Origin of the sequence: Kaistia terrae (assembly GCF_026344005.1) — a bacterium.
Taxonomy (GTDB): domain Bacteria; phylum Pseudomonadota; class Alphaproteobacteria; order Rhizobiales; family Kaistiaceae; genus Kaistia; species Kaistia terrae.
This window is the reverse complement of the sequence record NZ_JAPKNH010000001.1, coordinates 510,676-536,498: the sequence shown is the minus strand read 5'-3', so window position 1 is coordinate 536,498 and position 25,823 is coordinate 510,676. Positions and strand designations below refer to the sequence as shown.

Here is a 25,823-nt window from a genome sequence, read left to right as displayed (position 1 = left end):
GGGTTCGTGCGTGGTTCGAGACGCCCGCTTCGCGGGCTCCTCACCATGTTGGGGTTCGTGAGTTCCGGCTTCCTCCGGCCTCAACATGGTGAAGAGCGAGCCGCAGGTTCGCGTCTCGAACCACGCACCAGTCGGAGCCTCAGGCCGCCTTGGAAGAGGCGAATTCCGTCACGTCGACGATGCGGTCGGCCACCAGCTCGCGGACATCGTCATCGTGGAAGATGCCGATGATCGCCGCCCCTGCCCGCTTCTTCTCCTCGATCAGCCGCACCACGACGGCGCGGTTGGCGGCGTCGAGCGAGGCGGTCGGTTCGTCCAGCAGCAGGATCGGCCGATCCGCCGCGAGGCCGCGCGCGATGTTGACGCGCTGCTGCTCGCCGCCGGAGAAGGTTGCCGGCGGCAGGCTCCAGAGCCGCTCCGGCACGTTCAGGAGCGTCAGCAGGCGCTCGGCCCGCGCCCAGGCCTCGGGCTGCGGCACGCCGCTATCGGTCGCGGCGCCCGCGACGATATCGAGCGACGAGACGCGGGGGATGACGCGCAGGAACTGGCTGACATAGCCCATCACCGAACCGCGCAGCGCCAGGATGCGGCGCGGCTCGGCATTGGCGACATCGACCTGCTCATCGCCATCGCGCACTAGGATGCGGCCGTGATCGCAGCGGTAGTTGCCGTAGATCATCTTGAGAATGGAGGATTTGCCGGCGCCCGAGGGACCGCCGAGCACGACGCATTCGCCGGGCTTCACCGCGAAGGAGACGTTGTCGACGACGCTGATCTTCATGCCGTCGCGCAGATGCAAAGTGAAGGCCTTGGAGACGCCTTCGAGGGTGACGAGGTTCTGGGTCATGCTGCGAGCACCGAGGAAACGAGAAGCTGGGTGTAGGCTTCGCGCGGATCGTCCAGCACCTGGTCGGTGAGGCCGGTCTCGATCACCCTTCCTTGCCGCATCACCATGATCCGGTGCGACAGCAGGCGGGCGACGGCGAGGTCGTGGGTAACGATGATGACCGCGAGGCCGAGTTCGGAAACCAGGCCGCGGATCAGGTCGAGCAGGCGCGCCTGCACCGAAACGTCGAGGCTCGACGTCGGCTCATCCATGAAGACGAGGCGCGGATGGGTGACCAGATTGCGGGCGATCTGCAGGCGCTGGCGCATGCCGCCGGAGAAGCTCTTCGGCAGGTCGTCGATGCGTTCCGGCTCGATCTCGACCCGGTTGAGCCAGTCGCTCGCCGTGTCGCGGATGCGGCCATAATGCCGGCCGCCGACCGCCATCAGCCGCTCGCCGACATTGCCGCCGGCCGAGACGCCCATGCGCAGGCCATCACGCGCATCCTGGCGGACGAAGCCCCAGTCTGTGCGCAGCAGGAAGCGACGCTCGGCCTCGGTGAGGTCGAACAGGTTTCGCGTCTCGCCGTCGCGCATCCGGTAGTTGACGGCGCCAGCCGTCGGCGGAAGCTCGGTGGCGAGCAGGCTGAGTAGGGTCGACTTGCCCGAGCCGGATTCGCCGACCACCGCCAGCACTTCGCCCTCATAGAGGTCGAAGTTCACATCGCGGCAGCCGAGCCGCTGGCCGTAATGCTTGCCGAGATTGCGGGCGGAAAGCAGCGGCTTGTCGTTCAGCTTCGCCATCATGATGCGGCTCCGTCGATGAGTTCAACCTGAGGGGCGCGCTTGCCGGAAACGGGTTCCAGCCGAAAGCTGAAGCCGTATTTCTCGAAGCCGAGGCTTTCGTAGAAGGCGTGCGCCTTGGTCGACTTGATGTTGGACGAAAGCGCCACCTTGTAAGCGCCCTTCGCTTCCGCCAGCCGAAACGCCTGCTGGATCATGGCGCGGCCAACGCCCTCGCCCTGATGGCCATTCGCCACGACGACGTTCTCGACCAGCGCCGACGACATGCCCCAATGGGCGAGATTGTCGATCACCATCAGCGAGAAAGTGCCGACGATCTGGCCATCCGCCTCGACGCAATAGGCGGCGAAATCGGGATATTGCGCCATGCGGGCGAGCGTTGCCTGCGCCACTTCAAGCGAGGTGACGCGGCCATTGTTGAAGTCCGGCTGGCCATAGAGTGCGAGCAGCGCCGGCAGATCGGCCTCCGTCGCATTGCGAACCTGGATGTCCGCCATCACGCCGCTCCCCCGACGAGGTGCGGCGCTTCGCCGGAAAGCTCGCCGCGATGGCCATCGGCGCGGCGTTCCTCGCAATAATCCGAGTCCGAGCAGACGAACATCCGCCCGCCGCGATCATCCAGCACGACCTCGTCGAGATAGACATTGGTCGCGGCGCAAAGCGCGCAGGGCTTGTCGAACTTCTGCACCTCGAAGGGATGATCCTCGAAATCGAGGCTGCGCACCTTGGTGAAGGGCGGCACGGCATAGATGCGCTTCTCGCGACCGGCGCCGAACAATTGCAGCGCCGGCGACATGTGCATCTTCGGATTGTCGAATTTCGGCGTCGGCGACGGGTTCATGACGTAGCGGTCCGCCACCTCGACCGGATAGTCGTAGGTCGTGGCGATGTGGCCGTGGCGCGAGATATCCTCGTAGAGCTTCACATGCATCAACCCGTAGTCGGCGAGCGCATGCAGCTTGCGGGTTTCGGTCTCGCGCGGCTCGAGGAAGCGCAGCGGCTCCGGAATCGGCACCTGGAAGACGATTGTCTGCTTTTCCGTCAGCTGCCGTTCCGGGATGCGGTGGCGCGTCTGGATGATCGTCGCGTCCTTCGTCTCGGTCGTCGTGGCGACGCCCGCCGTCTTGGCGAAGAACTTGCGGATCGAGACGGCGTTGGTGGTGTCGTCCGAACCCTGGTCGATCACCTTCAGCACGTCATCCGGGCCGATGATCGCCGCCGTCACCTGCACGCCGCCGGTGCCCCAGCCATAGGGCATCGGCATTTCGCGGCTGGAGAAGGGAACCTGATAGCCGGGGATCGCGATCCCCTTCAGGATCGCGCGGCGGATCATCCGCTTCGTCTGTTCGTCGAGATAGGCGAAATTGTAGCCGCTCGCCTGCGGTGCTGCCACGGCGCTCATTCGGCCGCCTCCTTCAGCTCTTGCTGGCGCGCCGCATATTCGGAGCGCATCTTGCGGACGAGCCCGAGCTCGGCCTGGAAATCGACATAGTGCGGCAGCTTCAGATGCTCGACGAAGCCCGTCGCCTGGACATTGTCGCAATGCGACAGCACGAATTCCTCGTCCTGCGCCGGGGCGGTGATGTCCTCGCCGAACTCGCGGGTGCGGAGCGCCCGGTCAACCAGCGACATCGCCATCGCCTTGCGCTCGCTCTGGCCGAACACCAGCCCATAGCCGCGGGTGAACTGCGGCGGCAGCTCGGCCGAACCGTGGAACTGGTTGACCATCTGGCATTCAGTCAGCGTCACCGGCCCGAGCGGCACGGCGAAGCCAAGCTCCTCCGGCACGAACTCGGCCATCACCTCGCCGAAGCGGATTTCGCCGACGAAGGGGTGGGTGCGGCCATAGCCGCGCTGGGTCGAATAGCCGAGCGCCAGCAGGAAGCCCTCGTCGCCGCGCGCCAGCGCCTGCAGGCGCAAATCGCGGTCGGCCGGGAAATCGAGCGGCGCGCGGGTCAGGTCGCCAACTTCGGCGGTATCGTCGGGAAGCTCCGCCTCGATCAGGCCCTGGCCGTCGAGCAGGTCGGTGACGCGCGGCGTCGCCTCGAAATCGGTCTCGACCTCGGCGGGTGCCGGCGGGGTAACGCCGGCGGCCAGCATGAAATCGATCAGGCGGTGGGTGTAATCGAAGGTCGGCCCAAGCACCTGCCCGCCGGGCAGATCCTTGAAGGTGGCCGAGATGCGGCGCTCGATCGCCATGGCGCTGGTATCGACCGGTTCGCCATTGCCGAAGCGCGGCAAGGTGGTGCGGAAGGCACGGACGAGGAAGATCGCCTCGATCAGATCGCCGCGCGACTGCTTGATCGCGAGCGCGGCCAGCGCCGGATCATAGAGCGAGCCTTCGGCCATGACGCGGTCGACAGCGAGCGCCAGCTGGTTTTCGATCTGGTCGGGGGAGAGATCGGGGACCGAGACGGGACCGCGACGCTCATGGGCGAGCAGCCCATGCGCATTGTCGATCGCTTCCTCGCCACCCTTGACGGCGACATACATGATCAGACCTCCGAAACGAGTGTCGTGCGCGGCAGCGCCGCGACTTCGCGGGCGCCGACGAAAACCAGATCGACGCCGCGCGGGAATTTCGCGCGGTTGGCGGCGAGTTGAGCGGCAAGGCCCGCAGGGCGGGGGGAGAGATCGAAGCGGGTCCGATCCTCGATGCCGGGGCCGGCGAGTTCGAGTTCGCCGCCGGCGGCAAGCGTCTCGACGGCGACGATGATCGTCGTCGAGCGATCGGGATATTCGTCCGTCCCCTGCGCGAAGCTTGCGAGCGACGGCATGGCCGCCACGTCGGCCACCAGCGCGAAGGCGGCGTCGGACGGATTGGCGACCAGACGGGCGCCAGTATGGAAGCGGAGATAGTCGACGACCGACTTCGAGGCGGCCAGCGTCTCGTCGAGCCAGAGCGTCGCTTCATGATCGGCGAGCGTCAGCGCGACGGCGGCGAGTTCCGGCGTCAGCGGCGCGGGGGCGTCGAGGGCTGCCGGGAAAGGCTGGATCGAACCCGGACGCGCCAACGCGTTCATCAGGGCATGGAAATGCGCCTGCGCCTCGATGACGGGATCGGCAAAGCCGGCGGTGATAGCGAGGGCGGACATCAATCCTCTCCGCGAACCATGGTGAAGAAATTGACCCGGGTCGCGGCGACGCGACGGGCCTTGGCGGCGGCTTCCCCGGCGATCCGGTCGCGGATCGGCGTCAGCACGCTCTCGACGGCGGCGCGTTCCGGACCCTGCCAGAGCGCATCCAGAATGGCTGCGATCCGCGCCTTGGCGGTATCGCGGCCGAGCTGGTAGGCGAAGCCGGTGCGGCCATCGTCCAGGCGAACGGCAGCGCGCGTCACCGTCGCCTCGCCGAGGTTGAAGGCGCGGCCATCGCCGCCCATCCGGCCGCGCAGCATGACGAGGCCGTTCTCGGTACCGCGCAAATCGCTTGCCGAGGGAGCCTCGCCAAGACCCTGCAACGCGTGCTCGAGTTCGGCGGCCGTTGCGCCGGTGCAGGTCGCCATCACCGCCTGCCGGGCGGCAATATCGGGGTCGATTGCCGGCTTGGCGCCGTTCGCTTCATGTCGCATGACCAGATCCATCACCTACGAGGCTTCTCATTCGAGTTGTCTAATGATATAGACAACTGCATGAATAGGTCCAGTGACGATTTGATGACAGACACAGTGCTCCCGGCCGACGACAACGGCGTGACGGAAGTGGCCCGCGGCCGCGGCATCGCCGCCTGGCGGCAGATCGCAGACGAGATCGAGGCGGATATCCGCAGCGAACGCCTGCGGGCCGGAATGCAGCTGCCGACAGAGAGCCAACTCGCCACCCGCTTCGCGGTCAACCGCCATACGGTCCGGCGCAGCCTTTCCGAGCTCGCGTCGCGCGGCCTCGTGCGCGCCACGCAGGGGCGCGGCACCTTCGTCGAGGACAGGCCGATGCCCTATCCGATCGGCGCACGCACCCGCTTCTCGGAAAACGTTTCCCGCGCCGGGCGCGAGGCAGGCGGCAAGCTGCTGGAAGCCTATGAGACGGCTGCCGATCCCGGGGTTGCCAAGGCGCTGGCGATCGCGGAAGGCGCGCCGGTTGTCCGGCTGGATACGGTCCGCATGGCCGATGGCAGCCCGATCTCGCTCGGCAATGCCTACTTCCCCCTGCCCCGCTTCGCCGGTCTGGTCGAGGCCTATCGCGCGGTCGGCACGGTAACAAAGGCGCTGGAAGCCTGCGGCGTCAGCGACTATCGCCGGCAGGAAACGCGGATCACGGCACGGCCGGCAGGTGTCGAGGAGGCCCAGAAACTCGATCTCGCGCCGGGTCGCCTGCTCCTGACGGTCGAGAGCATCAATGTCGATCCGTCCGGCACCCCAATCCAGTTCACCCGCGCGGCGTTTTCCGCCGACCGGACGGAGCTGGTGATCGAGAGCTGAGGCGTCCTCCCCTTCACCTCTCCCTGAGAGAGAGGTGAAGGTTTGTGCGCGCTTCGAGACGCCGCTCTGCGAGCGGCTCCACAGCATGCTGGGTTTGAAAGCCTTCCCCAATAGGAAGAGGCCTGCGACGACCAAAACCGGTCAGCAGACCTCCATCTCAACATGCTGAGGAGCCCGCTAGGCGGGCGTCTCGAAGCACGCACCGCCTTGCGGACCTGACAGGCTGGAACCCGCCCTCACACCATCTTCGACTTGCCGATCACCGCCATGCGCAGCTTCGACGAGATGAAGTCGATGACCGCGACGGTGACGAGGATCATCAGGATCAGGAAGGCGACCTGCTTCAGCTCGAGCACGCGGATCAGCTCGGTCAGATAGGCGCCGACGCCACCGGCGCCGACAATGCCGATGATCGTCGCCGAGCGGACATTCGACTCAAAGAAGTAGAGCACCTGGCTGGCGATCACCGGCAGTACCTGCGGCACGAGGCCGAAGCGCACCTGGTGCGCCTTGCTGCCGCCGGACGCCGCGATGCCCTCAGTCGCCTTGCCGTCCGTCGCCTCGATCGCCTCGGAGAACAGTTTTCCGAATGCGCCGAAATCGGCACAGGCGATGGCGAGCGCGCCGGCGAAGGGGCCGAGGCCGACGACATTGATCCACATCAGCGCCCAGATCAGCGTATCGACTGAGCGGAAGACGTCAAAGGTCCGGCGGGCGCCGAAATGGACGAAGATGTTGGGAATGACGTTCTTGGCGGCCAGGAACGCCACCGGAAAGGCGAGGATCGCGGCCGTCAGCGTGCCGAGAAAGGCGATCGCCAGCGTCTCGCCAAGCGCGATGGAAAAGGCCATGAACCGGCCTTCGGGCGCCGGCGGGATCATCAGCACGGCGAACTGGCCAAGCCGGTGCAAGCCGTTCCAGATCCGCACCAGCGAGAAATCGAGCCAGACCATAGCCCCGAACGCCAGCAGCACCATCACGAGCGGCAGGCCGATCATGAACGCGCGCCGCATCGCCGACTTGGCGAAAGCGCCGGGGTGACGTCGACGGAGGCCGTCGAGGTCGGCCAGCGCCGTTTCGCGGATGGCACGCTTGCCGGGGGAAATTGCTGTAGAAGCCGTGTTCATCGCATGCGCTCCATGCCGATCAGCCGATGACGAACCTGCTCCGTGCCGAGATCGATCAGGATCACGGTGGTGATGATCATCAGGAGGATGGCGCTGACGTCGGTGTAGTAGAAATTGCGAATGGCGATCAGGAATTCCTGGCCGATGCCGCCGGCACCGACGAAGCCCATGACGCCCGCGCCGCGCACATTGATCTCGAAGCGCAGCAGCGCGTAGGAGGCGAAGCCGGACGAGACCTGCGGCAGCACGCCGAAGCGCACCGTCTGCAGCCAGGAGGCGCCGGTCGCCTGAAGTCCCTCGACAGGCTTCATGTCGATGTTCTCGACCACCTCGGCGAACAGTTTTCCCAAGGCGCCGACCGTGTGGATCGTCAGCGCCAGCACGCCCGCCATCGGCCCGAGGCCGAAGGCGATGACGAAGATCAGCGCGAAGACGATGTCGGGGACGGTGCGGCAGAATTCGAGGAAGCGCCGGGCGACGAACCGCGTCGTCTTGTTGCGAACGAGGTTGGCCGAGGCGAAAAAGCAGAGGCAGAAGGCGAGTATGCCGCCGATGAAGGTGCCGAGATAGGCAATCAGGATGGTCTCGACCAGCAGTTGGAACCAGTCGCCGAAATTCCAGTACCAGGCTTTCATGTCGGCGAAGAAATTACCGAATGTCAGCGTCGGCAGCGTACGGCCGATGAAGGAGCCGAAATTCCCGATATTGGTGATCAGCTTCCACGGGCGGATGTCCGCCATCTGGCCGCTGATAAAGATCAGCACCGCCAAGACAACGAGGACGGCGAGCGTCTTCATCCGCTTGGCAGCGACGGAGCTGGCATAAGCCCGGCTCAAGGCCGCCGCCTGGTGATCCGGAAGCTTTGCAATGGCGGTCGCCAAGAGCCGTCTCCGCTTGTTTTTCATCCGCCCCGAGGGACGGACAACCGCGACATGCGGCCGGTTACAAAAAAGGCGGCCGGATGAACCGGCCGCCTCTCGAAAGGCTTGAAGAGGCTCAGGAGCCCTTCTTGCGCTGCTCGTCGTTGAACTTGACCATGTCGATGATCGGCTGCAGAGCGGCCGGCTCGACGGCGACGAACTCGGTATCCTTGCCGTCCGAAAGGCCGGCGAACGCCTTGGCGTCGTTCTTCGGCATGTCGAGGAAGGCCTGCTTGATCTGGGCCTTCAGGTCGGCCGGCAGAGCCGACAGGACCGAGAACGGGCCTTCCGGCAGGAAGTCGGTCTTGAAGACGACGCGGAAGTCTTCCTTGGTCATCGGCTTGCCGTCGGCATTCTTGAGAATGCCCTTGGAGATCATGCGGGTCAGGTTGGAATCGTCTTCCGAGTTCCAGGAATTGGCAGCGGCGTCGACGGTGCCCTGGGCGAGCGCGAGGACGGCGTTGTCATGGCTGCCGGCGAAGATCGCCTTGCCAAAGAACGAGTCGACGTCCTTGCCATCGCGATGCAGGAAGAAGCGCGGTGCGTTGTTGCCCGAGGTCGAGTTGGAGTCGACCAGCGCCAGCGTCTTGCCCTTCAGGTCGTCGATCGACTTGTAGGGGCCGTTGGCGAGCGTGTAGATGACCGAATAATAACCGGTGGCGCCGTTCGAATGGCGCGGTACGACGACCGGGTCGACTTCGACGCCGGTCAGCACGGCGCGGGCGTAGGAAGCCGGGCCGTACATGGCGATCTGGGCGTTGCCGGCGCGCTGTGCCTCGATGACGGCAGCGTAGTCGGTGGCGACGGCCAGCTTGACCGGAACGCCGAGCTGCTTGCCGAGATAGTCGGCCAGCGGCTGGTAGCGGTCGGCGGTGGTCGATGCGTTTTCGGCCGGGATGACGGCGATCGTCAGCTCGGGGAAATCGGCCTTCCAGTCAGCGAAAGCGGGCGAAGCAACGCCGGCCAGCGCAAGGCCAGCGACAGCGGCGCCGATAAGGGTGCGACGGTTCAACATCGGTAGTCTCCAGGTTTTGGCGGTAGTTTTGGTGTTGTCGGTGCCGCATCGACACCGATTTGGAAGCAGTTTGGGGATCACGCCGCGGCGGCGATTGCGCCCCGGAAACGGTCCGGCGCAACCGCCGGATCGAAATCGAGAACATCATCGGCCTCGAGGCCGTAGAGATCGCGGGCGACATCCTCGGTCAGCTCTTCGGGAACGCCGTCGAAGACGACGCGGCCGGCCGACATGCCGATCAGCCGGTCGCAATAGGTGCGCGCCAGATCGAGCGAGTGCAGGTTGCACATGACGGTGATGCCGTAGTGGCGATTGATGCGCAGCAGCGCATCCATCACGACCTTGGTGTTGCGCGGGTCGAGCGAGGCGATCGGTTCGTCGGCGAGGATGATTTCGGGCTCCTGCACCAGCGCGCGCGCAATGGCGACGCGCTGCTGCTGGCCGCCGGAAAGGCTGTCGGCGCGCTGCGCGGCAAGCGCCGAGATATCGAACTGCTCCAGCGCCGAAAGCGCCACGGCGCGATCCTCGTCCTTCCAGAGCTGCAGCAGGGAGCGCGGCGTCGAGACGGTGTTGAGGCGGCCCATCAGCACGTTCGTCAGCACGTCGAGGCGACCGACCAGGTTGAACTGCTGGAAGATCATGGCGCAGCGGGCGCGCCAGTCGCGCAACTCCTTGCCGCGAAGCTTGGTGACGTCGACATCGCCGAAGCGGATCGAGCCAGCGGTCGGATCAACGAGGCGGTTGACCATGCGCAGCAGCGTCGACTTGCCGGCGCCGGAACGGCCGATCACGCCAACAAAGCTGCCAGAACCGATCGTCAGGCTGACGTCGCTGACGGCTGCCTTGTTGTTGAAGTGTCGTGCGACGCCGTCCAGAACCAACATATCATGATCTCCCGATTGGGCGGATCATGCATTTTCGAAGCAAATCTTTTGTGACAGCGGACCTCCCCTGTGGATCACTGTCGAAGCGCACGAATAGACTAAGAAAATCCGGTTCGCCGGCTCATTCATCGATGTGTCATGATTGCCGAACGCGTTTTCGGCGCATGGATTTCATCGCCAGAATTCCCAAGGCCCGATCGTTGCTCGCAGTCCTTCAGCCGCGTGGGCCGAACAGGTCTATGGTCTCCAAAGTGGCGCTGCGGTTGAAGGTATGCAGCCCGGTATTGTCGCCCCAGGGCAGCGCCGTCGCCGACAACGTCTGCGCATAGGTCTCCGGCGTCAAAGTGCGGATCTCCGCAAAGCCCAACGCCGCGCCATAGAGCCCGTCGCAATTCTGCACCGGCCGCACCAGTCGGCCGCCGATATCGAGGATTCGGCCGGCGGGACGTGCCGCGTGGAGATCGACCATCACAGGATTGCCGGGATGCGCCTGCCACGGCCCGAAGGGCGACGGCGCGCGATAGAGCGACAGCGCGTCCCAGCTCGACGTCCAGCGCTCGCGCGAGCCGGCGAACATCCACCAGGTGTCGCCGACCTTCTGCAAGGTAGCATCGCCAAGATCGACGTCCTCCAGCAACACCGAATGCAGCGTCCAGCGATCCGGGAACGGGTCGGCGCGGTAGAGTTCGACCGTGCGGCGCGACGAGGTTTCCGGGATCATCCAGACCGCGCCGTCATGCTCGAAAACGAACGGATAGGAGAGATGACAATCGGTCTCGAAGATGACGCGCGGCGTCGTGGCGTTTCCAGCCGCATCGATCTCGCCAAGCGAAAGAACGCCCTTGCCCGTCGCATAGGGAAAATCTTCGACGAACAGGAACCGCCGACCGCCCTGCTCCCACAGAAACGGATCGGCGTAGAAGCGCTGGCCGTCGTCGGCGAGGCGGCGGAAACCTGCCGGGCCGATCACCGGCAATTCCTCACCGCCCGTCCGTTCGCGCCAGGCGACGAACCAGTTTGGCGCGCGGCCGAGTTGCCGCTCGATCCGATTTCGCACGCGCGCGGCCAGCGATGCCGCGAAGAAGCTGGTCGCAGAGCGGCCCAGCGTGTCCGGAAGAGGCGGCGCGGCAAGGCTACCGGCCGGGACGCCCTCCACGAGGCGCGCCGCGTCATGCACCAGCATGTGGGCGGCGCGACCCAGCAACATCCCAAGCGCGGCGATCGCGCTACGCGGATTCTCGACCGCCGGACGCCAGACGGAAAGTATGCGCACCGCGCCGTCGAGCGCGAGACAGGTGTGCATGTAAGGCGCGCGTTCATCGAGCACGGCGGCCAGCGCCCCGACCTCCGGCGCCTCGCCATCGCAGCGGAGGCTCAGGACGCCCATCGACGCGCCCTCGGAAGTCCCGTCGCCGCAAAGATCGATCCGGAGATCAGGGCTCCAGTCGCTATCCGCGATCGGCATGTCCGGCCAGTCGGCCACCATCGCCAGCGCGCCGTGCTCGGCATGAAAAAGCGTGCGCTCCAGCCAGAATAGCGTATCGGCGGATTTCGGTAGGCCGCCGGTGGCCCTTCCCGTGGAGAGCCGGATCTCGCATTCCGGCAGCGCCTTCAATCCGGCGACAACTTCGCTCTGCCAGCCACGCAGATTGGACGGGTCGAGCCGGATATCGATCCGCATGGCATCTCTCTCCTTGGCGCGGGGCGCATTCGGCTTTACGGCTCGGTGCAGTACGCACGGAACGAGCAGGCTAATGGCAAAGCGTAAGTTTCTCTTTTACACGCGGTCTCTCGCTGGTGGCGGCGGTGCGGAACGCGTCTGGGCGCTGCTCGCTTCCCATTTCGCGTCACAAGGCGACGAGGTCATCCTCGCCGTCGATGGCTCGGGCGATGATACAACGCCGCTCGATCCGGCCGTGCGCGTCGAAATACTGCGTCCGGGCAACCGGGCCAATGTGCTCGACCTCGCCCGGCTGCTACGCCGCCTCAAGCCGGATGTCGCGCTCTCCGCCCTTTCTGGCAGCGCCACCAAGCTGGCACTTGCCAAGGTGATCTCCGGCAGCCGCGTGCCGCTGGTCGTCTCGTTCCATGGCTTCGAGGAATACAGAACCGGCAAGTTGAGCGCGGCTGCCTATTACGGCATGCCGGTGCTGACGAAGCTCTGCAGCCGGATTGTCTGCGTCTCCGAGACGCTGAAAATGGTGATGATCGATCGCTGGGGCGCGGAAGCCGGGAAGACGGTGCGGATCTACAATCCGGTTCCCATCACGGAGACCGATATCAACGCCGCATCGCTTACGGCGCGGCCACCCAGCATCGTCGCCGTCGGTAGGCTGTCTCGCGAAAAGGGTTTTGATGACCTGATCACGGCATTTGCTCTTGTAGCAACCCACCATGCCACCCTGACAATCGCAGGAGAAGGTCCGGAACGCGGCGCGCTTGAAACGCTGATCCGCGAGAACAAGCTCGAGGAGCGGGTGCAACTCGTGGGCTATACGGATCCTGGACCGCTCTACGCCCAAGCCCGACTTTGCGTGATCCCATCGCGAACGGAAGCATTCGGCATGGTCGCCGTCGAAGCGCTGGCGGCCGGACTTCCGGTCGTCGCGACGGCTTGTGCCGGTCCGCGAGAAATTCTGGCAGGTGACCGATTCGGCAAGATCGTGCCGATTGGAGACACACAAGCGATGGCGCGCGCCATCGACGCCACCCTTGCCGACCCGGGCGACCCGGCACCGCGCATCGGTCGGGCAAAGTTATTTTCCAGCGATGCCGGCTTCGCGGCCTGGCAGTCTCTGCTCGACGATATCGTCCGCAAGGGTTGAGGCTTAAGCCCGGGCGACAGCCGCCGCCAATTGCCGGTGGCGCTCGAACAATTTAGGCATCTGCACCTTGGTCGAATATGGAATCGCCTTGGCGCGGATCGCCGCCGGGTCGAGCCGCCCGGACTGGATTTCGTCCCAGAGCTTCAGGAAGCCCGCCGTCATTGCCTCGGCAGAGGCGACCGGATCGGCCGGCCGTTCGACGAGGAACCCACTCTCACCATCGATGATCAGCGGATCGAACTGCGGCAGGCGAATGGCGCCGACCGGACGACCGGTCGACAGCGATTCGAGCAGATAGCAGGGCATTCCCTCGAAGAACGAGGTCAGCACGCCGGAATGGCATTGCCGCATGATCGCGGCGACGCCCTTGGAATTCTGGAAGCCGTGGCGGATGGTGAAGGGCTCGATCGCGGGGAACTCGGCGAAGCGATGGGGATCGCTGGTGCCGATATAGTGGAACTCGAAACGCCCGCCCCGCGCCTCATGCAGCCGGCGCATCGTCTCGAACATCAGTGACGGATCCTTGAACGCATCCAGGCGACCGGCGAAGACGACCCGGAAAACATCGCCCTCGGGAAACGGCGCCAGCGCGAAGCGATCCATATCGACGGAAACGGTTAGAAGCTCAGATTTCGCAACAAGTTGCGGCATGACCTTCTTAAAGCGCTCGATGATGTTCTGGTTGACGCAGACGATGCGGCTCGCCAGTCGCAGCGCGATGCGCTCGTTGACGGCGTTGATGTACCAGAAGCGCTTGATCAGCGAATCCATCTGATCCTTGCGACTGCCTTCGCCATGCACGAGCTGGACGACGGGGCGTCCGAGCATCCGCCCGATCGGCGCGAATTCAAAACGCTGCAACTCGGTCGTCGCCTGTGCCGCCGCGCCCTCGCGGCGGACGGTCGGCAGATAGCGCAGCGCACCGAGCGCAAAGCGCAACGTCACCGATTGCCAGAGCTTCTTGGCCGCGCCGTGGATTTCCTTGTCGGGGATATGGACAACGGGAAGGAAATCGATCGTTTGGTCGCCGACCGGCAACTTGACCACCTTGCCAAGCTCCAGATCGCCGCGCTCGTCGACGCCGACCAGCAGCACCGAGAAATCCGGCGGATGGCGCTCGAACATCAACCGGACGTGGGTCTCGATGCCGCCGACCTTGGAGCCACGCGGATCGATGGGATGAAGCATGGTCAGCCGATGCACGATGAATTCCTTGGAGCGTTTTCGAGCAAAGTGAATATCGGTTCCCGTGAAGAAAACATGCCCGCCAAGAATCTGGAGAATCGCACCGTTCCGGATACACGGAGAAGCGCTCTAGACGTCCTTGCCGGGCGAGCCCTGCCGCCTTAGGCGATAGCGGATGTAGTAGGTCATCGAGCGGGCATAGCGCATGCCGAGCCGTCGCGGCTCCTGGATGAAGCGCCAGACCCACTCCGAGCCGGTGCGCCGGAAAATCAGCGGCGCACGCTTGCTGTGACCCGAAATGAAATCCAGAGCAGCACCGATGCAGATGTACACGACGCCGCTCGAACGCAAGACGGCGCAGTCGGCAAACAGTTCCTGCTTCGGCGCACCGAGGGCTACGAAACAGACGCCGGCTCCTGAAGCGACTATCCGCTCGACGGCGGCGCGTGCGTCCTCGCCCTCCGGATCGAAGCCGCGCGGAGGCGATTCCGAGCCTGCGATGACAAGGCCCGGAATGGCCGCGGTCAGCTTTGCCGCCGCCTCGTTGCGGATCGTGTCGGAGGTGCCGAAGAGGTGCACGGAGACACCCGCGTTCGCCGCCGCCTCGCAGAGCGGCACCACCAGATCGGCCCCGGTGACGAGATCGACCGGTGCGCCAAGCCCGCGCGCCATCCTGACGACCGGCGCGCCATCGGCGGTCACATAAGTCGCGCGCTGGTAGGCAGTGCGAAACCGCGCATCGTCGCGAAGCTTGACCAGATGATCCAGATTGAGCGTGAAGACCGAGCCACCGATACCTCCCCGGGCGTCGGCGACAACACGAGCAATGAGTTCATCCTGTGCGCCCACATTGATGCGCCCGTCGCCGATACGCACCAGATCGAGCGGAGCTGGTAGCGGAAGGCCGTCAGGAATTGACATGATTGCAGGCTCTCATCGCCATGAAGTGCATCATACCCTGGAAGGCCCGGCTGTAGTCATCGAACATCCGGGCGCTGTTTTTGCATTGTGTGGTGCGCTACCGATATAGCCAAGAAGGTTAAGAAGACCGGAACCGGGCATTGGAGGAACCGCAATGACGCTGTCGCGTCGCGATATTCTTGGCGCGGGAGCCGGATTGTCCGCCGCGCTTTTAACCTCCGCGGCTGCGGAAGCCGCGCCCGAAGACAAGACCCTGGGCGCGATCGCTGCGAAATCCGCGATCACGTTTGGCACCTCCATCGCCGCCGATACGCTGACGAGCCCGGCCCAGGCAACGCTCTATCTTGAGCAGGCGCGCATCTTCACTGTCGACTGGGCGATGGTCTTCGGCAATCTCCGTCCTGAGGCCGACAGCTTCCATCCTGGGGACGCCGATGCCATCCTTGCCTTTGCCGACGAGGCAGGTCTTCCCGTCCATGGCCATTCGCTCGCCTGGAACGAAAGTCGCCCCGACTGGCTGATGGCACTGTCGAAGTCCGGCAAGCAGAAGGCGCTGGATCGCCACATAGACGAAACTGTTGCCTACTTCGCCGGTAAGCTGACAGCCTGGAATGTCGTCAACGAGCCGTTCTGGCCGGGACATGGACTGCCCGGCGATTTTCGCGACGGCCCCTGGCTGCAAGCTTTCGGCCAGGACTATGTAAGCCGCGCCTTCAGGCGGACGCAGATGGCGGACCCAAATGCACGACTGGTGCTCAACGAAACGATGACCGAGGTCTGGACAGAAGACGGCGCCAGGGTCCGCGCCGGGCTATTGAACCTGGTCGATCGGCTGCAGCATGACGGGGTACGGCTGGATGCGGTGGGCCTGCAGGGCCATCTCGACCCAGCGCGGCCCCATGACGATGCTGGCTTCGTCGACTTCCTGCACCAGTTGGCCGAACGCCAGGTCGACATATGGATCACGGAGCTTGATGTCGATGACAGTAGCTTTCCGGCCGACATCGGATTGCGCGATGCCGCTGTAGCCGCCCGCTATCGCGACTTCCTGAACGCTGTGCTCACCGTCCCGGCAGTGAAGACCATCATCACCTGGCAGTTGGCCGATTCCGCGAGTTGGTATGAGCACGCCGCCCGCGAAGCGAACCCGGACGCGACCCGACTACCCCGCCCACTGCCTTTCGATTCAGGCTTCCGCAAGAAGCCCGCCTTTGACGCCATCGTGACGGCGCTGAAGGGGAGAGCGCTCTAGTTAGCGCTGCGCAGCAAGCTTCGCGGTGAGGCGTTCGATCAGTTGTTGGCGATCCCGGTCGGCGCAAGCGTTCCATCGCTCGAGATTGGCTCTCGCCTTGCTGGCAATCGCGGCCAGCGCGTCCGGAGAAGCCAACCGCTCGCGAAGGATCGCGGCGGCGGAACCCGGATTGGCGGGATCGATCCACAGGCCAGAATCGCCCAGCGCTTCGCGGAACACCTTGATGTCCGTTGCGATGACGGCGAGCCCGCCATGCTGCGCTTCGAGCGGTGTTAATCCGAGGCCTTCGTCATGCGACGTCGTGATGAGCGCGTGGGCCTCGCCGATCAGAGCGCGAACGCGATCCGCTTCCTGATAGCCGTGCAGCGTTACGTGCGGCGACGCCTTCAGCGCTTCCATCTCGTCGCCCCAACCAAAGCGGCCAACGATGTCGAGTTGCGCGTCGATGCCGCTCTGCTGCAAGGCGGCGACGATGGCAGCGGCGGCCCTCAAATTCTTGCGCGGTTCGACCGTTCCAATGGCAATCAGCCGTAGCGGCTGGCCCGGCAACCAGCTTCTAGGGCGTAGCGCCTGTTCCGCGATTCCGAAGACGTCGCGTATGCGCGGGCGATAGAGCGAGATCTCCGCACGCGAATTGGCGCGAGAGGCGACTTCCGCGCGCGTCGTCTCGGAATTGACCAACAGCCACGGCAAGCGGCGCAACGCGAACCGAAACGCGGGCGCCATATAGTATTTCGCACGCCAGTTCAGATCCTGCGGGCGGCTCAGCAGGAAGGTGTCGTGGATATAGGGAATCACGCGGTCGCCGAAGAGCGACAGTGGAATCGAAGGCGGGAAGCCCGGGCAGAGAGCAAGGGCTCTCCGATTGGCGGCCAGGCGCGCTGGCAGGCTAAGCGTCTGCGCAACGATCATGCCGCGAACGCCCGAGGCGCGCAGCGGCTCGACGGCAAGCGGCGCCAGCGCGGCAACCGAGAACAGCTCGAGCGTGATCCGTTCCAATCCGGTTACATGGCGGCCGAGATGGCTCTCGTCGACGTAGAGGACGGGATTGGCGGCCATTCTCTATCCTGCCGTAACGACAGGCCGTGTTTCGACCGAGGCCGAGGTCGCCAGCGTCGTCACCATGCCGCGCAATTCGGGCACGAGATGGCGAAGCTCATTGAACCTGGCGAGAATTTCCGGCGCATCGGCTTCCTGCGCATCGACCACCATGACGACGTCGTCGGCGATCGCCACCAGCGCGTTGAACAGCGCTGGCGGACAGGCTGGACCAAGATCGACCACCACATGCGCGAAGCCGTCGGCGACGTCGCGGATCGTCTGGATCAACTGGTCGCCGTGGTGGCCGATTTCCTGACGAAGACGCGCGCTCGCAGCCGGCAGGAGCACAATGGAGGCGTCAGGCAGTCGGGTGCCGATGGCGTGCGGATCAACGCCACTGAACTCGACATCGAGAATGCCGGGAGCATCGTGGCCGACCAGCGCCGAACCCGTCGTGACGCTACCGTAGCTGGCATCGATCAGCAGCGTCTCGACCTGCGGCTCTGCCAGAACTCGGGCGAGGCCATGAGCGACGGTCGCGATCGCGCCGCTCGCGGCCGTGCCGAAGAGAATATGGACGGCGGGCCCCTCCGTATCGGCTGGCATGGTCAATGCCCCAGCAAGCGCCTGGAACGCCGGATAGGCGTCCTTGGCAAAGCTGGCGATTCCAGTGCCGGCCGCTTCGTCGGAAAGCCCCTCACCACTCGCGAGTGATTCCGACACGGCAACTTCTGCCAGGACAATGCCCGGTGGACGCGGCGGGTCGACGACGAGTGCCGGCTTCCGGCGGAACTCTGGCGCCGCATCGGCAATGGCAACAGCCGGAGCCGCCACGGGTCGCAACATCCTGGCGCGACCGCGATAGAGCGCCAGGGCCAGGCCAACGCCCAGGCCACCGATACCCGCGAGACCGAGAATGATCTTCTTGCGTGGCGACGACGGATAGAGGGGTATCTGCGCCGGGCTAATGATACGGGCGTCCGAAACCTGCAGGTTCTCCTGCAATCCGGTCTCCTGCGCGCGGGCAACGAAGGCGCGATAGACGTCGCGACGTATGGCCGCCTCGCCCTCGAGATCGCGCATCGCCACGCTGGCGTCGCTGGTCTCGCTGACTTTGCGGGTCGCGGCGACGAGAGCAGCGGTCGAGCTGGCGACTTGCGATTTGGCGAGATCGGCATCGACGCGGGCGCGCGCGACAAGCGTTTTGAGTTCCTGCGTGATCAGGCTGCGGCTGCGAGCGACATCAGCACCGATAGCCTGCATGCGCGGATGGCGATCGCCCAGTGTCTGCTGCAACTCGGCCTGCTGGCGCACGGCCATCGCATATTCGACCTTGAGCCTGCCAAGCACCGGCGAATCGACCGACGACAACGCCGATGCGAGATCGCCACCACTCTCGCGCGAGATGGCATCGAGCTTGGCGAGCCGGCTGGAGGCTTCGTCCGCCTTCATCCGCGCCGCGACATTCGCCTCGTTGAGCTGCTTCAGGGTCTGTTCGTCGACGGGACGGCCGTCGATCTGAACGACGCCATGTTCCTTGCGATAGGCCTCGACCCGTTCCTCCGCCTCGCGTGCCTTGGCCTTGAGGTCGTCGATCTGCCGCGCGATCAGGACACTGGCTTGGCGCGCAGCGTTCTGCTTTGCCTCAGTCATGCCGTCCATGAAGGCATCGGCGACGGCAATGGAAAGACGGGCTGCCTTCTCGGCCGATGTCGAGGAAACGATGACATCGATCACATAGGTCTGTGCGCCCCGCTCGGCGCGCACATGCCGGGCGAGCGACGTCAGAACCGCGTCGAGATCGGCCGGGTTGCCTGTGCCGCCGAATTCCGGGTCGTCGATCAGACGCTCGCTCTCGACCACACCGCGAAGCGTGCCAGAAGCCGTGACGAGATCGACCTGCGTTTCGATCCAGCTCAGATCCACGCCCTGGGTGGGACGGACAACTTCAGGCCCGACCAACTGTTTGTCGCGCGGATCGAGCAGGACGCGCGTCGTCGCCTGGTAGACCTTTTCGGCAAGCATGGAATAGGCAAAAGCGACACCGACAAACAGTGCGACCGTCAGAAGGATCAGTGGGATCTGGCGCCGCAACAAAGCGAAGAGTGCGGAGAGATCGATCGAATCCGAGCCCGGGCCAAACGCCCCACCGGGTTCGTCCGCCGTTGGCGAAGCTCGATTCATTGAAAAATTGGCTTTGGGCGCCATTGGCTTCCACGAACGTGATTAGGTACACAAGATCACGGATCGTCGCCACGCCCGCCCCCTGGCCGAACGACTATGGCGTTGGGTCGCTTAAGGATAGCTAAACGATAATCTCCGCTTGCCCCAAGACGCATAAATCCTTGGAGCGAGCGGGAGAAATGCGTCTTTCGGCTGAGCGGCTATCGCGGCAGCCAATTCTCCTGCGTGATGCCCAAAGACGATACTTGTTAAGGGCTTCGATATAAAATGCCTCCCATGACGAGCTCACCTCCGAAGCTCGCTCGCGCATGACCCTGCAAGCGGACCATTTGAGCGGCATGGCAACCACCCATTCTGGACGAGACAGATATATCGAGACCCTACGCGGCTTCGCCTGTGTACTGCTCGTCGCCTACCACGTGATCGGCAATGATCCGCAACACGGGATGCACATCACCGCTCACGACAACTGGCGGCTCTTTACGGAGCTATTCATCCATATCCGCATGCCGCTGTTCTCGTTCCTGTCGGGCTTTGTCTTCTCTGCCTTCGTCGCCGATCGCGCAGCGCTGAGCGTCGCCTTTGGCAAGAAGCTGCGCCGGATCGCAGTTCCCTTTGTCGTCGTCTCGACCCTGTTCTATGTCTGCTTCGGCCTGATCAATCGCGATTTTTCCCTGCCGATCTGGCGGATCTACGTGCTGCCCTACGAGCACTACTGGTTTCTGCAGGCCACCATGCTGATCATGGCGGCGCTGCTTGTGAGCAACTACATCGCCGGCCGCTATGCGCGCGCCTGGATGACCGCACTCTTCCCCGTCAGTTGCGCCGTCTTCATCGCCGCGCCCGCCTTCGATCCGGACGTTTTCTCAATCGGCTCGGCGCTTTACCTCCTGCCCTATTTTCTGCTCGGACAGTTGCTGCGGATCTGGTCCATCAATCGACGGATCGGCGACGTGTCGGGACGGCGCATCGCAATGGCGCTATTCGGCCTGCCGGTAGCGGTCCTGTTCCTGCTCGATCTCGGCGAATATCGCGGTTGGAACACGCTCGATTTTTCCCGCGAGTCCGTGCTCGGCCTCTTATTCGGCGTGTGCGCCTGCCTGTTTCTGTTCTTCTCGCGGCTGAAATGGCGTCCGCTCGAATTCGTCGGCGCCTATTCCTATACGATCTATCTCTTCCACGTGTTCTTCACCGCCGCGTTGCGGAAGAGCCTTGCCGTTCTGGCGCCAGGCTTGCCGAACACCATCCTCTTCGCGTCGGCTCTGGTTGCCGGCCTGTTCCTGCCAATCGCGCTGCACAAAGTTCTGATCCGCTCGCGCTGGGCAGCGGCGCTTCTCCTCGGTATCACGCTTCGACCGGCGACCAAGACGGGTGCGGGCAAGACCGGCTCCGCGACGGACACAGCGGTGGCGCGATGATTGCGCCGAGACTCCAGCGGACCTACGCGGCTTACGACAACGGTTCCCGAACCTTCGGAACCTCGGGCTTGCGCCCGCCATTGCGCATTGCGCGTCCGGTCGGCCTCGCCACCGGCCTTACCGTACTGGCGATCGCCGTTCTGTTCTTTATTTCTTCCAAGGTGCTTCAGGCGATCGGACTACCCTACGGTTCACCCGGCGGATCAGGCCTGACGAAATTTCACCCCGCGACCTATCTGTCGCTGGCGGCGCTTGCAGTCTGGGTGATTGCCATCGGACCGGGCCGGATGCTGGCGGCACTGGCGATACGGCGTCCGGGCATACTCGTTTTCGCCGCGGCCACTGTCCTTCTGGCGTTCCAGACCATCGTCGTCCAGAAGCTGCCCGTCTCGGCGGTCGTCGACACCTTCGTGTTGCCGCTGGCACTGTTCATATCGATTGCGGCATTACCCGCTCCTGTCATGGAGCGCCTGAACATCGCGCTCCACCTGTTCTTCCTGCTCAACTCCACCATCGGCTTCGCGGAACTTCTGACAAGCTGGCGGCTGACGCCAAACTACGAGGGCGGCGTTCTCGTCTATCATGACTGGCGGTCCACAGCGCTGCTCGGCCATCCGTTGATCAATTCACTCGCGACGGGCGTCTATCTGCTGATCCTGTCCGGCCCCGGCGGTCGCCGCTTCGACCTATCGATCCGCGCCTTCCTGCTGATCTACAGCTTGGGTGCGCTGGCTGCCTTCGGTGGCCGCGCAGCAACCGTAGTGGTGCTTGCCCTGCTGGCGGCGCGCGGCGCGCTCAGCCTCGCCAAGGCGGTCGCTGGGCGACCTTTCCGCGTCCGGAATGCCCTTGCCGTAATCATCGTCCTCACCCTTATCGCAACGCTGGGCACGCTTCTCGTCCAGGGTGGTATTCTCGACAGCTTCCTGAGCCGGTTCGATGACGATTCCGGCAGCGCCGCGACACGCGTCGCCATGTTCCACATCTTCGACGGCATGGCGCTGCGCGACATCTTCTTTGCCCCCGACCTCGCCCATGTCGCCTCCAACCAGAGGCGGCTGGATCTCGCCATCGGCATCGAGAGCTTCGTTGTGGCCTTCTTCGCCTATTACGGCATTGTCACCACCGTGTTGTTCTTCGTCGGCCTCGTTTTCCTTTGCGCCGAGATCATCCGCACGGTCGGGGTGCCCGGACTGCTACCGCTTGCCTATTTCTTCCTTGTCTCCTCGACCTCGACCGGCATCGCCAACAAGACCACCGACATGGCGCTCGTCATGACGATGATCCTGATCGGCCTCGACCGCCGCTTTATCCCTGCGATTTCCGCGCCCGCCAACGGACGTCCGGCATGCTGATCCGCCAGACCATCCGCTACCTGCCGGCGCAGTTGCTGTCGCCTGCGTTCCAGCTTCTGTCGATGGTGGTGTGGACCTACTTCCTGCCGCCGGCGGAGATGGGGTCCTATGTCCTCATCACTGCCACCCAGGAATTCGCCTATCTGATCGCGCTGTCATGGTTCTCGGTCTATGCGCTTCGCTTCATGCCGTTCGAGCGAGGTCGCACCGAGCGCAGCGACTTCCTGCACACCGAAGCCGCGATCGTCTGCCTCTCGATCCCGATCAGCCTGATTGCCGCCTTGGCCACGGTGGCGATCATTGATGTCACGCACCTGTCCTGGCAAACCGTTCTCATCATTGCCTTCTTCTATGCGACGCGGGGCATCAACACTCACTATTCGGAACGGGCACGGGCGCAGTCGAACATCTTCGCCTACACCTTGCTGCAGATCGTCGGGCCGATCCTCGGATTTGGCATCGGTCTTGCGCTCCTCACCTGGTGGCAGCCCACCGGCGAAGCGCTCATCCTCGCCTATGGCATCGCGCAGTTTGTTGCCAACCTCATAGCCGCGCCGCTGATCGGCATCGCCATCCTGCCGCGCCGGATCGACAGGGCAATCCTGCGCGGCGCCTTTGCCTATGGCGGACCGATCCTGCTGCTCTATGGGCTCGGCTGGATCGCTGAAAACAATTTCCGCTACGTGGTCGGCCATATATCGGGTGCCGCCGCCTTTGGTCTGATGGCGGTGGGCTGGGGACTCGGGCGGCGCTGCGCTTCGTTCGGCGCGATGCTGGTGGCCGCCGCCGCCTTCCCGATCGCCGCGCGACTGCTCAACGAGGGGAAGCGCGCCGAAGCTTTGCAACAACTGGCCACAAATGCCGCCCTGCTGATCGGCGTTATGGCGCCGACCGTCGTCGGTATCGCCATGATCAGCGCGCCCGCGACCGACCTCCTGATCGCCGAGCCCTATCGCGAAATGACGAAGGCAATTCTCGGATTGTCCGCCCTCGCCGCCGCCCTCCGGTTCCTGCATGTGCATGTCAGCGACCAGATCTTCATCCTGGAGAAAAGGCTGAGCTATGCGGGGATCGTCGACATCGTCGAGATCGTCGCCGCCATTGTCCTGACAATAGCGGGCCTGCTGCTCTATGGACCGATTGGCGCTGTCATCGGCACAGCTCTCGGCTCGACCCTCGCCGCGCTCGTCAGCATGTATCTCGCCATTCGCAAGCTCGCCTTCATCCTGCCGGTACTCGACATTGCCAAGGTTACGGCCGCGACTGGCGCGATGGCACTTGGTCTGGCCACCATCCCGACCGCGCAGAGCATCACAGGCCTAGTGCTGACCATCCTGTTCGGCATGCTCCTCTATGCGGTTGCCATCCTGATCGCCTATCGCGGTGAAGCGCGCGGCATCCTGCGGCGCCGGCTCGACCGTCGGGCGCAGGCCTCCGCCTGAGCCTCACGCAGCTCGGCGCAGGACCTTGCGGGCAAACCGCTCGATTGACGGGTGCCGCTTGACGAAAGCCTTGGCGCCCTCATAGCCGACGGTTCCCCATCCGCGCCAGGAAACGCTCTCATGGATGTCGACGAGCGGGATGTGGGCGACCTCGAAGCTGCGCTTGTGGCCATAGTCGCCGATTGTGAAATCGAAGGTACGAAAACCCTGGCGATGCAGCGCCTCCATCGTCCGCTCGATCACCAGCCGCCCCGGCGAACAATTGGCCCATTCGCCGCCCGCCGTGCTGATGCGAACCATGGAATAGTGATCGCCGCGCGCGACGCCGAACAAGGCCGCGACCAGTTCATCGCCGGCAACCAGCGCCGACAGCCGGGCCGAACCATCGTTCAGGCCGTCGAGAAGAAGCTCCCGGTAGAAGTCATCATAGTTGGGCTCATCCAGCAGATAAGGCAGGCCCAGAGACCGGATGCGCGCGCTCTGTTGCGCCGTCAGCTGTCCATAGAGGGTCTTCGCGGCTTCGGGCGTGTCGGCGAACACGAACCGCGCGCGCTCATCTCGCGTGAACACCCGCCAGAAGCGTCCGAGTTCCTTGCGGTTATCCTTGCTGAGGCTGCGCAGCCACGCCTCATAGTCGGCATCGATCTGGACGACATTTCCAAACAGATGCGAGACCTCGCCGCTCAACGCCTGCACCAGCGGGTTGGGGCGATCCCCGATCTTCGTCACCACCTTGGTGAATTCGATCAGGTCCGCCGGCGGCAGGGCGGCGCGAACGGCGCGCCAGAGTGTGCGCGCCTCCGTCTCGTCAACCGGCGCGGCCGGGCCGAGCAGCGGCGCGTTGTAGTCGGTGATGCCGAGATCCGCGAACTCGATCGTACGCAGCCGGTCGCGATGCAGGATCAGCGGCAGCGCGAGAGCGTCAGCGCCACTCGCATCAGTGACAAGCACCAGCAACGGCTCGACATCCGCTCGGGCCGAGAACGCCGCGTACCAATGCGATAACCAGTGTTCTGTCTGGAAGGGCGACCGCGGGGAATCGCTGGCAAAGAAGGGCCGCCAAAGCGTGGCGGCCTCCTGCCAGGATCCGTGCACGGTCACCTTCCAGCGATCACGCGGCGCGTTCGTCATAACGTCGCTCCCCCATCGCCAGCGGTCGAACGGACGAACGTTCAGACGACATAGGCGGGAATGTCGACGATCGACGTGGTCGTCCCCGGAGTAAGACGGAAGTCGACCGGCAACATCTTGCGCTGCTCGCGCTTATACCAGGGGCTGCGACGCCAGCCAGCTTGCAATACCGCCTTGGCCCAGAAGCTCGCGCCGTCGGCGGGGCCGCGCTTCGGCGAGACACCGAAGTGCTTGCGCAGGATGCCGTTGGCCACAGTGAGCATCTGCTGGCGGCGGATTTCCTCCGTCCAGTGCTCGGTGGTCATCGAGACGCTCAACTCATCGTGGTTCTCGACCCGATGCGGCGCGTTCAGTTCCCATGTCAGCATCTGGCCCGGCTCAAGATCGAGCACCAGCGCATGACGATCGAATTCGGGATCGTACTGCAAAGCCGATTCCAGGCCGGTCAGCGCGATCTTCTCGAGTTCGGCTTGCGGCAGATAGGGCTCTTCCGCCGGATAAATGTAGACGCGCTTGCGTCCCATGATCTGCCAAAGCGCCTGGCCCGGCAGATCGGCGTGATAATGCGCTTTGGCATTCGGCGACGAGATCAGCACGCCCATTTCATGGTTGAACGAGTCGAAGCCCGGCACGCGTTGCTCAACCTCGCCATAGATCGACTGCAGCAGGTCGTAGTAGCGCTTGTCGACGAGCTTGAGTTCGCGCAGTTGTAACCAAAGACCGCCGGACGCGATCTGAGCCATCACTTCATGGCCGCTCAGACCACCCACCTCGCCCCTGCGCCAGATCTTCTTTTCCTCGCCGCGCGAGCTCGTCCGCATCAGCGAGTAATGTTCAATCGGATAGCGCTGGATCAGTTCGGCCAGGGCGTCCTTGGAGAACAGCTCATTCTGGCTCAACGAATGATCGATCCGGATCGGTTTCTTGCCCCAATCCCGGCTCAGGTCGCTCGTCCAATTCTTGAAAATCGTTTCCGACACGAAAGCCTCCGTCAGCCGCCCAAAATTCTTGCCTACAAATTTAACGAAAATCGCCAGGCGCAGCCATCGAATTAGCACAACAACGTAAATGGCGAGACGG

At 64.2% G+C, this 25,823-nt stretch carries 24 protein-coding genes; 6 read left to right on the top strand and 18 right to left on the bottom strand.

Going from position 1 to position 25,823, the window contains the following annotated elements; translation table 11 throughout:
• Positions 1–139: 139 nt before the first annotated feature.
• Genes phnL through phnG form a run of 7 tightly spaced genes read right to left on the bottom strand, consistent with a single transcriptional unit; the run spans position 140 to position 5,200 of the window.
• Positions 140–847, bottom strand: coding sequence for a phosphonate C-P lyase system protein PhnL (gene phnL / locus OSH12_RS02515; protein ID WP_266341923.1), 708 nt, complete (start codon positions 845–847; stop codon positions 140–142).
• Positions 844–1,632, bottom strand: coding sequence for a phosphonate C-P lyase system protein PhnK (phnK, locus tag OSH12_RS02510; protein ID WP_380223847.1), 789 nt, complete (start codon positions 1,630–1,632; stop codon positions 844–846). The genes phnL and phnK overlap by 4 nt, the downstream gene beginning before the upstream one ends.
• Positions 1,629–2,126, bottom strand: coding sequence for a GNAT family N-acetyltransferase (locus OSH12_RS02505; protein WP_266341922.1), 498 nt, complete (start codon positions 2,124–2,126; stop codon positions 1,629–1,631). The genes phnK and OSH12_RS02505 overlap by 4 nt, the downstream gene beginning before the upstream one ends.
• Complete coding sequence (locus OSH12_RS02500) at positions 2,126–3,031, bottom strand: alpha-D-ribose 1-methylphosphonate 5-phosphate C-P-lyase PhnJ (protein WP_266341921.1); 906 nt, start codon at positions 3,029–3,031, stop codon at positions 2,126–2,128. Before OSH12_RS02500 ends, OSH12_RS02505 begins: the two co-directional genes overlap by 1 nt.
• Complete coding sequence (locus tag OSH12_RS02495; RefSeq protein WP_266341920.1) at positions 3,028–4,122, bottom strand: carbon-phosphorus lyase complex subunit PhnI; 1,095 nt, start codon at positions 4,120–4,122, stop codon at positions 3,028–3,030. Before OSH12_RS02495 ends, OSH12_RS02500 begins: the two co-directional genes overlap by 4 nt.
• Before the next feature lie 2 nt (positions 4,123–4,124).
• Entirely contained in the window at positions 4,125–4,724 is a 600-nt protein-coding gene (gene phnH, locus OSH12_RS02490) for a phosphonate C-P lyase system protein PhnH (RefSeq protein WP_266341919.1), read from the bottom strand.
• Entirely contained in the window at positions 4,724–5,200 is a 477-nt protein-coding gene (gene phnG, locus OSH12_RS02485; protein WP_266341918.1) for a phosphonate C-P lyase system protein PhnG, read from the bottom strand. Before phnG ends, phnH begins: the two co-directional genes overlap by 1 nt.
• A gap of 84 nt (positions 5,201–5,284) precedes the next feature.
• On the opposite strand from phnG, the gene phnF reads away from it, so the two are divergent.
• The gene (phnF, locus tag OSH12_RS02480) at positions 5,285–6,046 is read left to right on the top strand and encodes a phosphonate metabolism transcriptional regulator PhnF (RefSeq protein ID WP_266341917.1); all 762 of its coding nucleotides are present in this window, start codon (positions 5,285–5,287) and stop codon (positions 6,044–6,046) included.
• Between the two features lie 236 nt (positions 6,047–6,282).
• Here phnF and phnE (OSH12_RS02475) read toward each other — a convergent pair whose 3' ends face one another.
• From phnE (OSH12_RS02475) to OSH12_RS02455, 5 genes are all read right to left on the bottom strand, one after another.
• A complete protein-coding gene (gene phnE, locus OSH12_RS02475; protein WP_266341916.1) occupies positions 6,283–7,173 on the bottom strand; it encodes a phosphonate ABC transporter, permease protein PhnE in 891 nt (296 codons plus the stop codon).
• Positions 7,170–8,054 carry a phosphonate ABC transporter, permease protein PhnE gene (gene phnE / locus OSH12_RS02470; protein ID WP_266341915.1) on the bottom strand — a complete coding sequence of 295 codons (885 nt, stop codon included), beginning with the start codon at positions 8,052–8,054 and terminating at the stop codon, positions 7,170–7,172. Before phnE (OSH12_RS02470) ends, phnE (OSH12_RS02475) begins: the two co-directional genes overlap by 4 nt.
• A gap of 115 nt (positions 8,055–8,169) precedes the next feature.
• Positions 8,170–9,108 carry a phosphonate ABC transporter substrate-binding protein gene (phnD, locus tag OSH12_RS02465; protein WP_266341914.1) on the bottom strand — a complete coding sequence of 313 codons (939 nt, stop codon included), beginning with the start codon at positions 9,106–9,108 and terminating at the stop codon, positions 8,170–8,172.
• 77 nt (positions 9,109–9,185) lie between these two features.
• Complete coding sequence (gene phnC, locus OSH12_RS02460) at positions 9,186–9,992, bottom strand: phosphonate ABC transporter ATP-binding protein (RefSeq protein WP_266341913.1); 807 nt, start codon at positions 9,990–9,992, stop codon at positions 9,186–9,188.
• Positions 9,993–10,206: 214 nt separating this feature from the next.
• Positions 10,207–11,673: a glucosamine inositolphosphorylceramide transferase family protein gene (locus tag OSH12_RS02455; RefSeq protein WP_266341912.1), complete on the bottom strand. Its 1,467-nt coding sequence runs from the start codon at positions 11,671–11,673 to the stop codon at positions 10,207–10,209.
• Positions 11,674–11,746: 73 nt separating this feature from the next.
• Between OSH12_RS02455 and OSH12_RS02450 the strand changes: the two genes are divergently transcribed.
• Positions 11,747–12,817: a glycosyltransferase gene (locus OSH12_RS02450; RefSeq protein ID WP_266341911.1), complete on the top strand. Its 1,071-nt coding sequence runs from the start codon at positions 11,747–11,749 to the stop codon at positions 12,815–12,817.
• 3 nt (positions 12,818–12,820) lie between these two features.
• On the opposite strand, the gene OSH12_RS02445 is transcribed toward OSH12_RS02450, so the two are convergent.
• On the bottom strand, positions 12,821–14,020 hold the full coding sequence (locus OSH12_RS02445; protein WP_266341910.1) for a glycosyltransferase: 1,200 nt from the start codon (positions 14,018–14,020) through the stop codon (positions 12,821–12,823).
• 111 nt (positions 14,021–14,131) lie between these two features.
• Positions 14,132–14,923 (bottom strand): WecB/TagA/CpsF family glycosyltransferase, encoded by a 792-nt coding sequence (locus OSH12_RS02440; protein ID WP_266341909.1) that lies wholly within the window; start codon positions 14,921–14,923, stop codon positions 14,132–14,134.
• Between the two features lie 154 nt (positions 14,924–15,077).
• Between OSH12_RS02440 and OSH12_RS02435 the strand changes: the two genes are divergently transcribed.
• Positions 15,078–16,175, top strand: coding sequence for an endo-1,4-beta-xylanase (locus tag OSH12_RS02435; RefSeq protein WP_266341908.1), 1,098 nt, complete (start codon positions 15,078–15,080; stop codon positions 16,173–16,175).
• On the opposite strand, the gene OSH12_RS02430 is transcribed toward OSH12_RS02435, so the two are convergent.
• Both OSH12_RS02430 and OSH12_RS02425 read right to left on the bottom strand, forming a co-directional pair.
• The gene (locus OSH12_RS02430) at positions 16,176–17,234 is read right to left on the bottom strand and encodes a glycosyltransferase (protein WP_266341907.1); all 1,059 of its coding nucleotides are present in this window, start codon (positions 17,232–17,234) and stop codon (positions 16,176–16,178) included. It abuts the gene before it with no gap.
• A gap of 3 nt (positions 17,235–17,237) precedes the next feature.
• The gene (locus OSH12_RS02425) at positions 17,238–19,400 is read right to left on the bottom strand and encodes a Wzz/FepE/Etk N-terminal domain-containing protein (RefSeq protein ID WP_266341906.1); all 2,163 of its coding nucleotides are present in this window, start codon (positions 19,398–19,400) and stop codon (positions 17,238–17,240) included.
• Positions 19,401–19,708: 308 nt separating this feature from the next.
• Here OSH12_RS02425 and OSH12_RS02420 point away from each other — a divergent pair, with 308 nt between their 5' ends.
• From OSH12_RS02420 to OSH12_RS02410, 3 genes are all read left to right on the top strand, one after another.
• Complete coding sequence (locus OSH12_RS02420) at positions 19,709–20,818, top strand: acyltransferase family protein (protein ID WP_266341905.1); 1,110 nt, start codon at positions 19,709–19,711, stop codon at positions 20,816–20,818.
• Between the two features lie 68 nt (positions 20,819–20,886).
• Positions 20,887–22,170: a VpsF family polysaccharide biosynthesis protein gene (locus OSH12_RS02415; RefSeq protein WP_266341904.1), complete on the top strand. Its 1,284-nt coding sequence runs from the start codon at positions 20,887–20,889 to the stop codon at positions 22,168–22,170.
• Positions 22,164–23,612, top strand: coding sequence for a polysaccharide biosynthesis C-terminal domain-containing protein (locus OSH12_RS02410; protein WP_266341903.1), 1,449 nt, complete (start codon positions 22,164–22,166; stop codon positions 23,610–23,612). Before OSH12_RS02415 ends, OSH12_RS02410 begins: the two co-directional genes overlap by 7 nt.
• Positions 23,613–23,615: 3 nt before the next feature.
• Here the strand turns inward: OSH12_RS02410 and OSH12_RS02405 are convergent, their stop codons facing one another.
• The gene (locus OSH12_RS02405) at positions 23,616–24,743 is read right to left on the bottom strand and encodes a GNAT family N-acetyltransferase (protein ID WP_266341902.1); all 1,128 of its coding nucleotides are present in this window, start codon (positions 24,741–24,743) and stop codon (positions 23,616–23,618) included.
• A gap of 41 nt (positions 24,744–24,784) precedes the next feature.
• Entirely contained in the window at positions 24,785–25,723 is a 939-nt protein-coding gene (locus OSH12_RS02400; protein ID WP_266341901.1) for a hypothetical protein, read from the bottom strand.
• Positions 25,724–25,823: the final 100 nt, after the last annotated feature.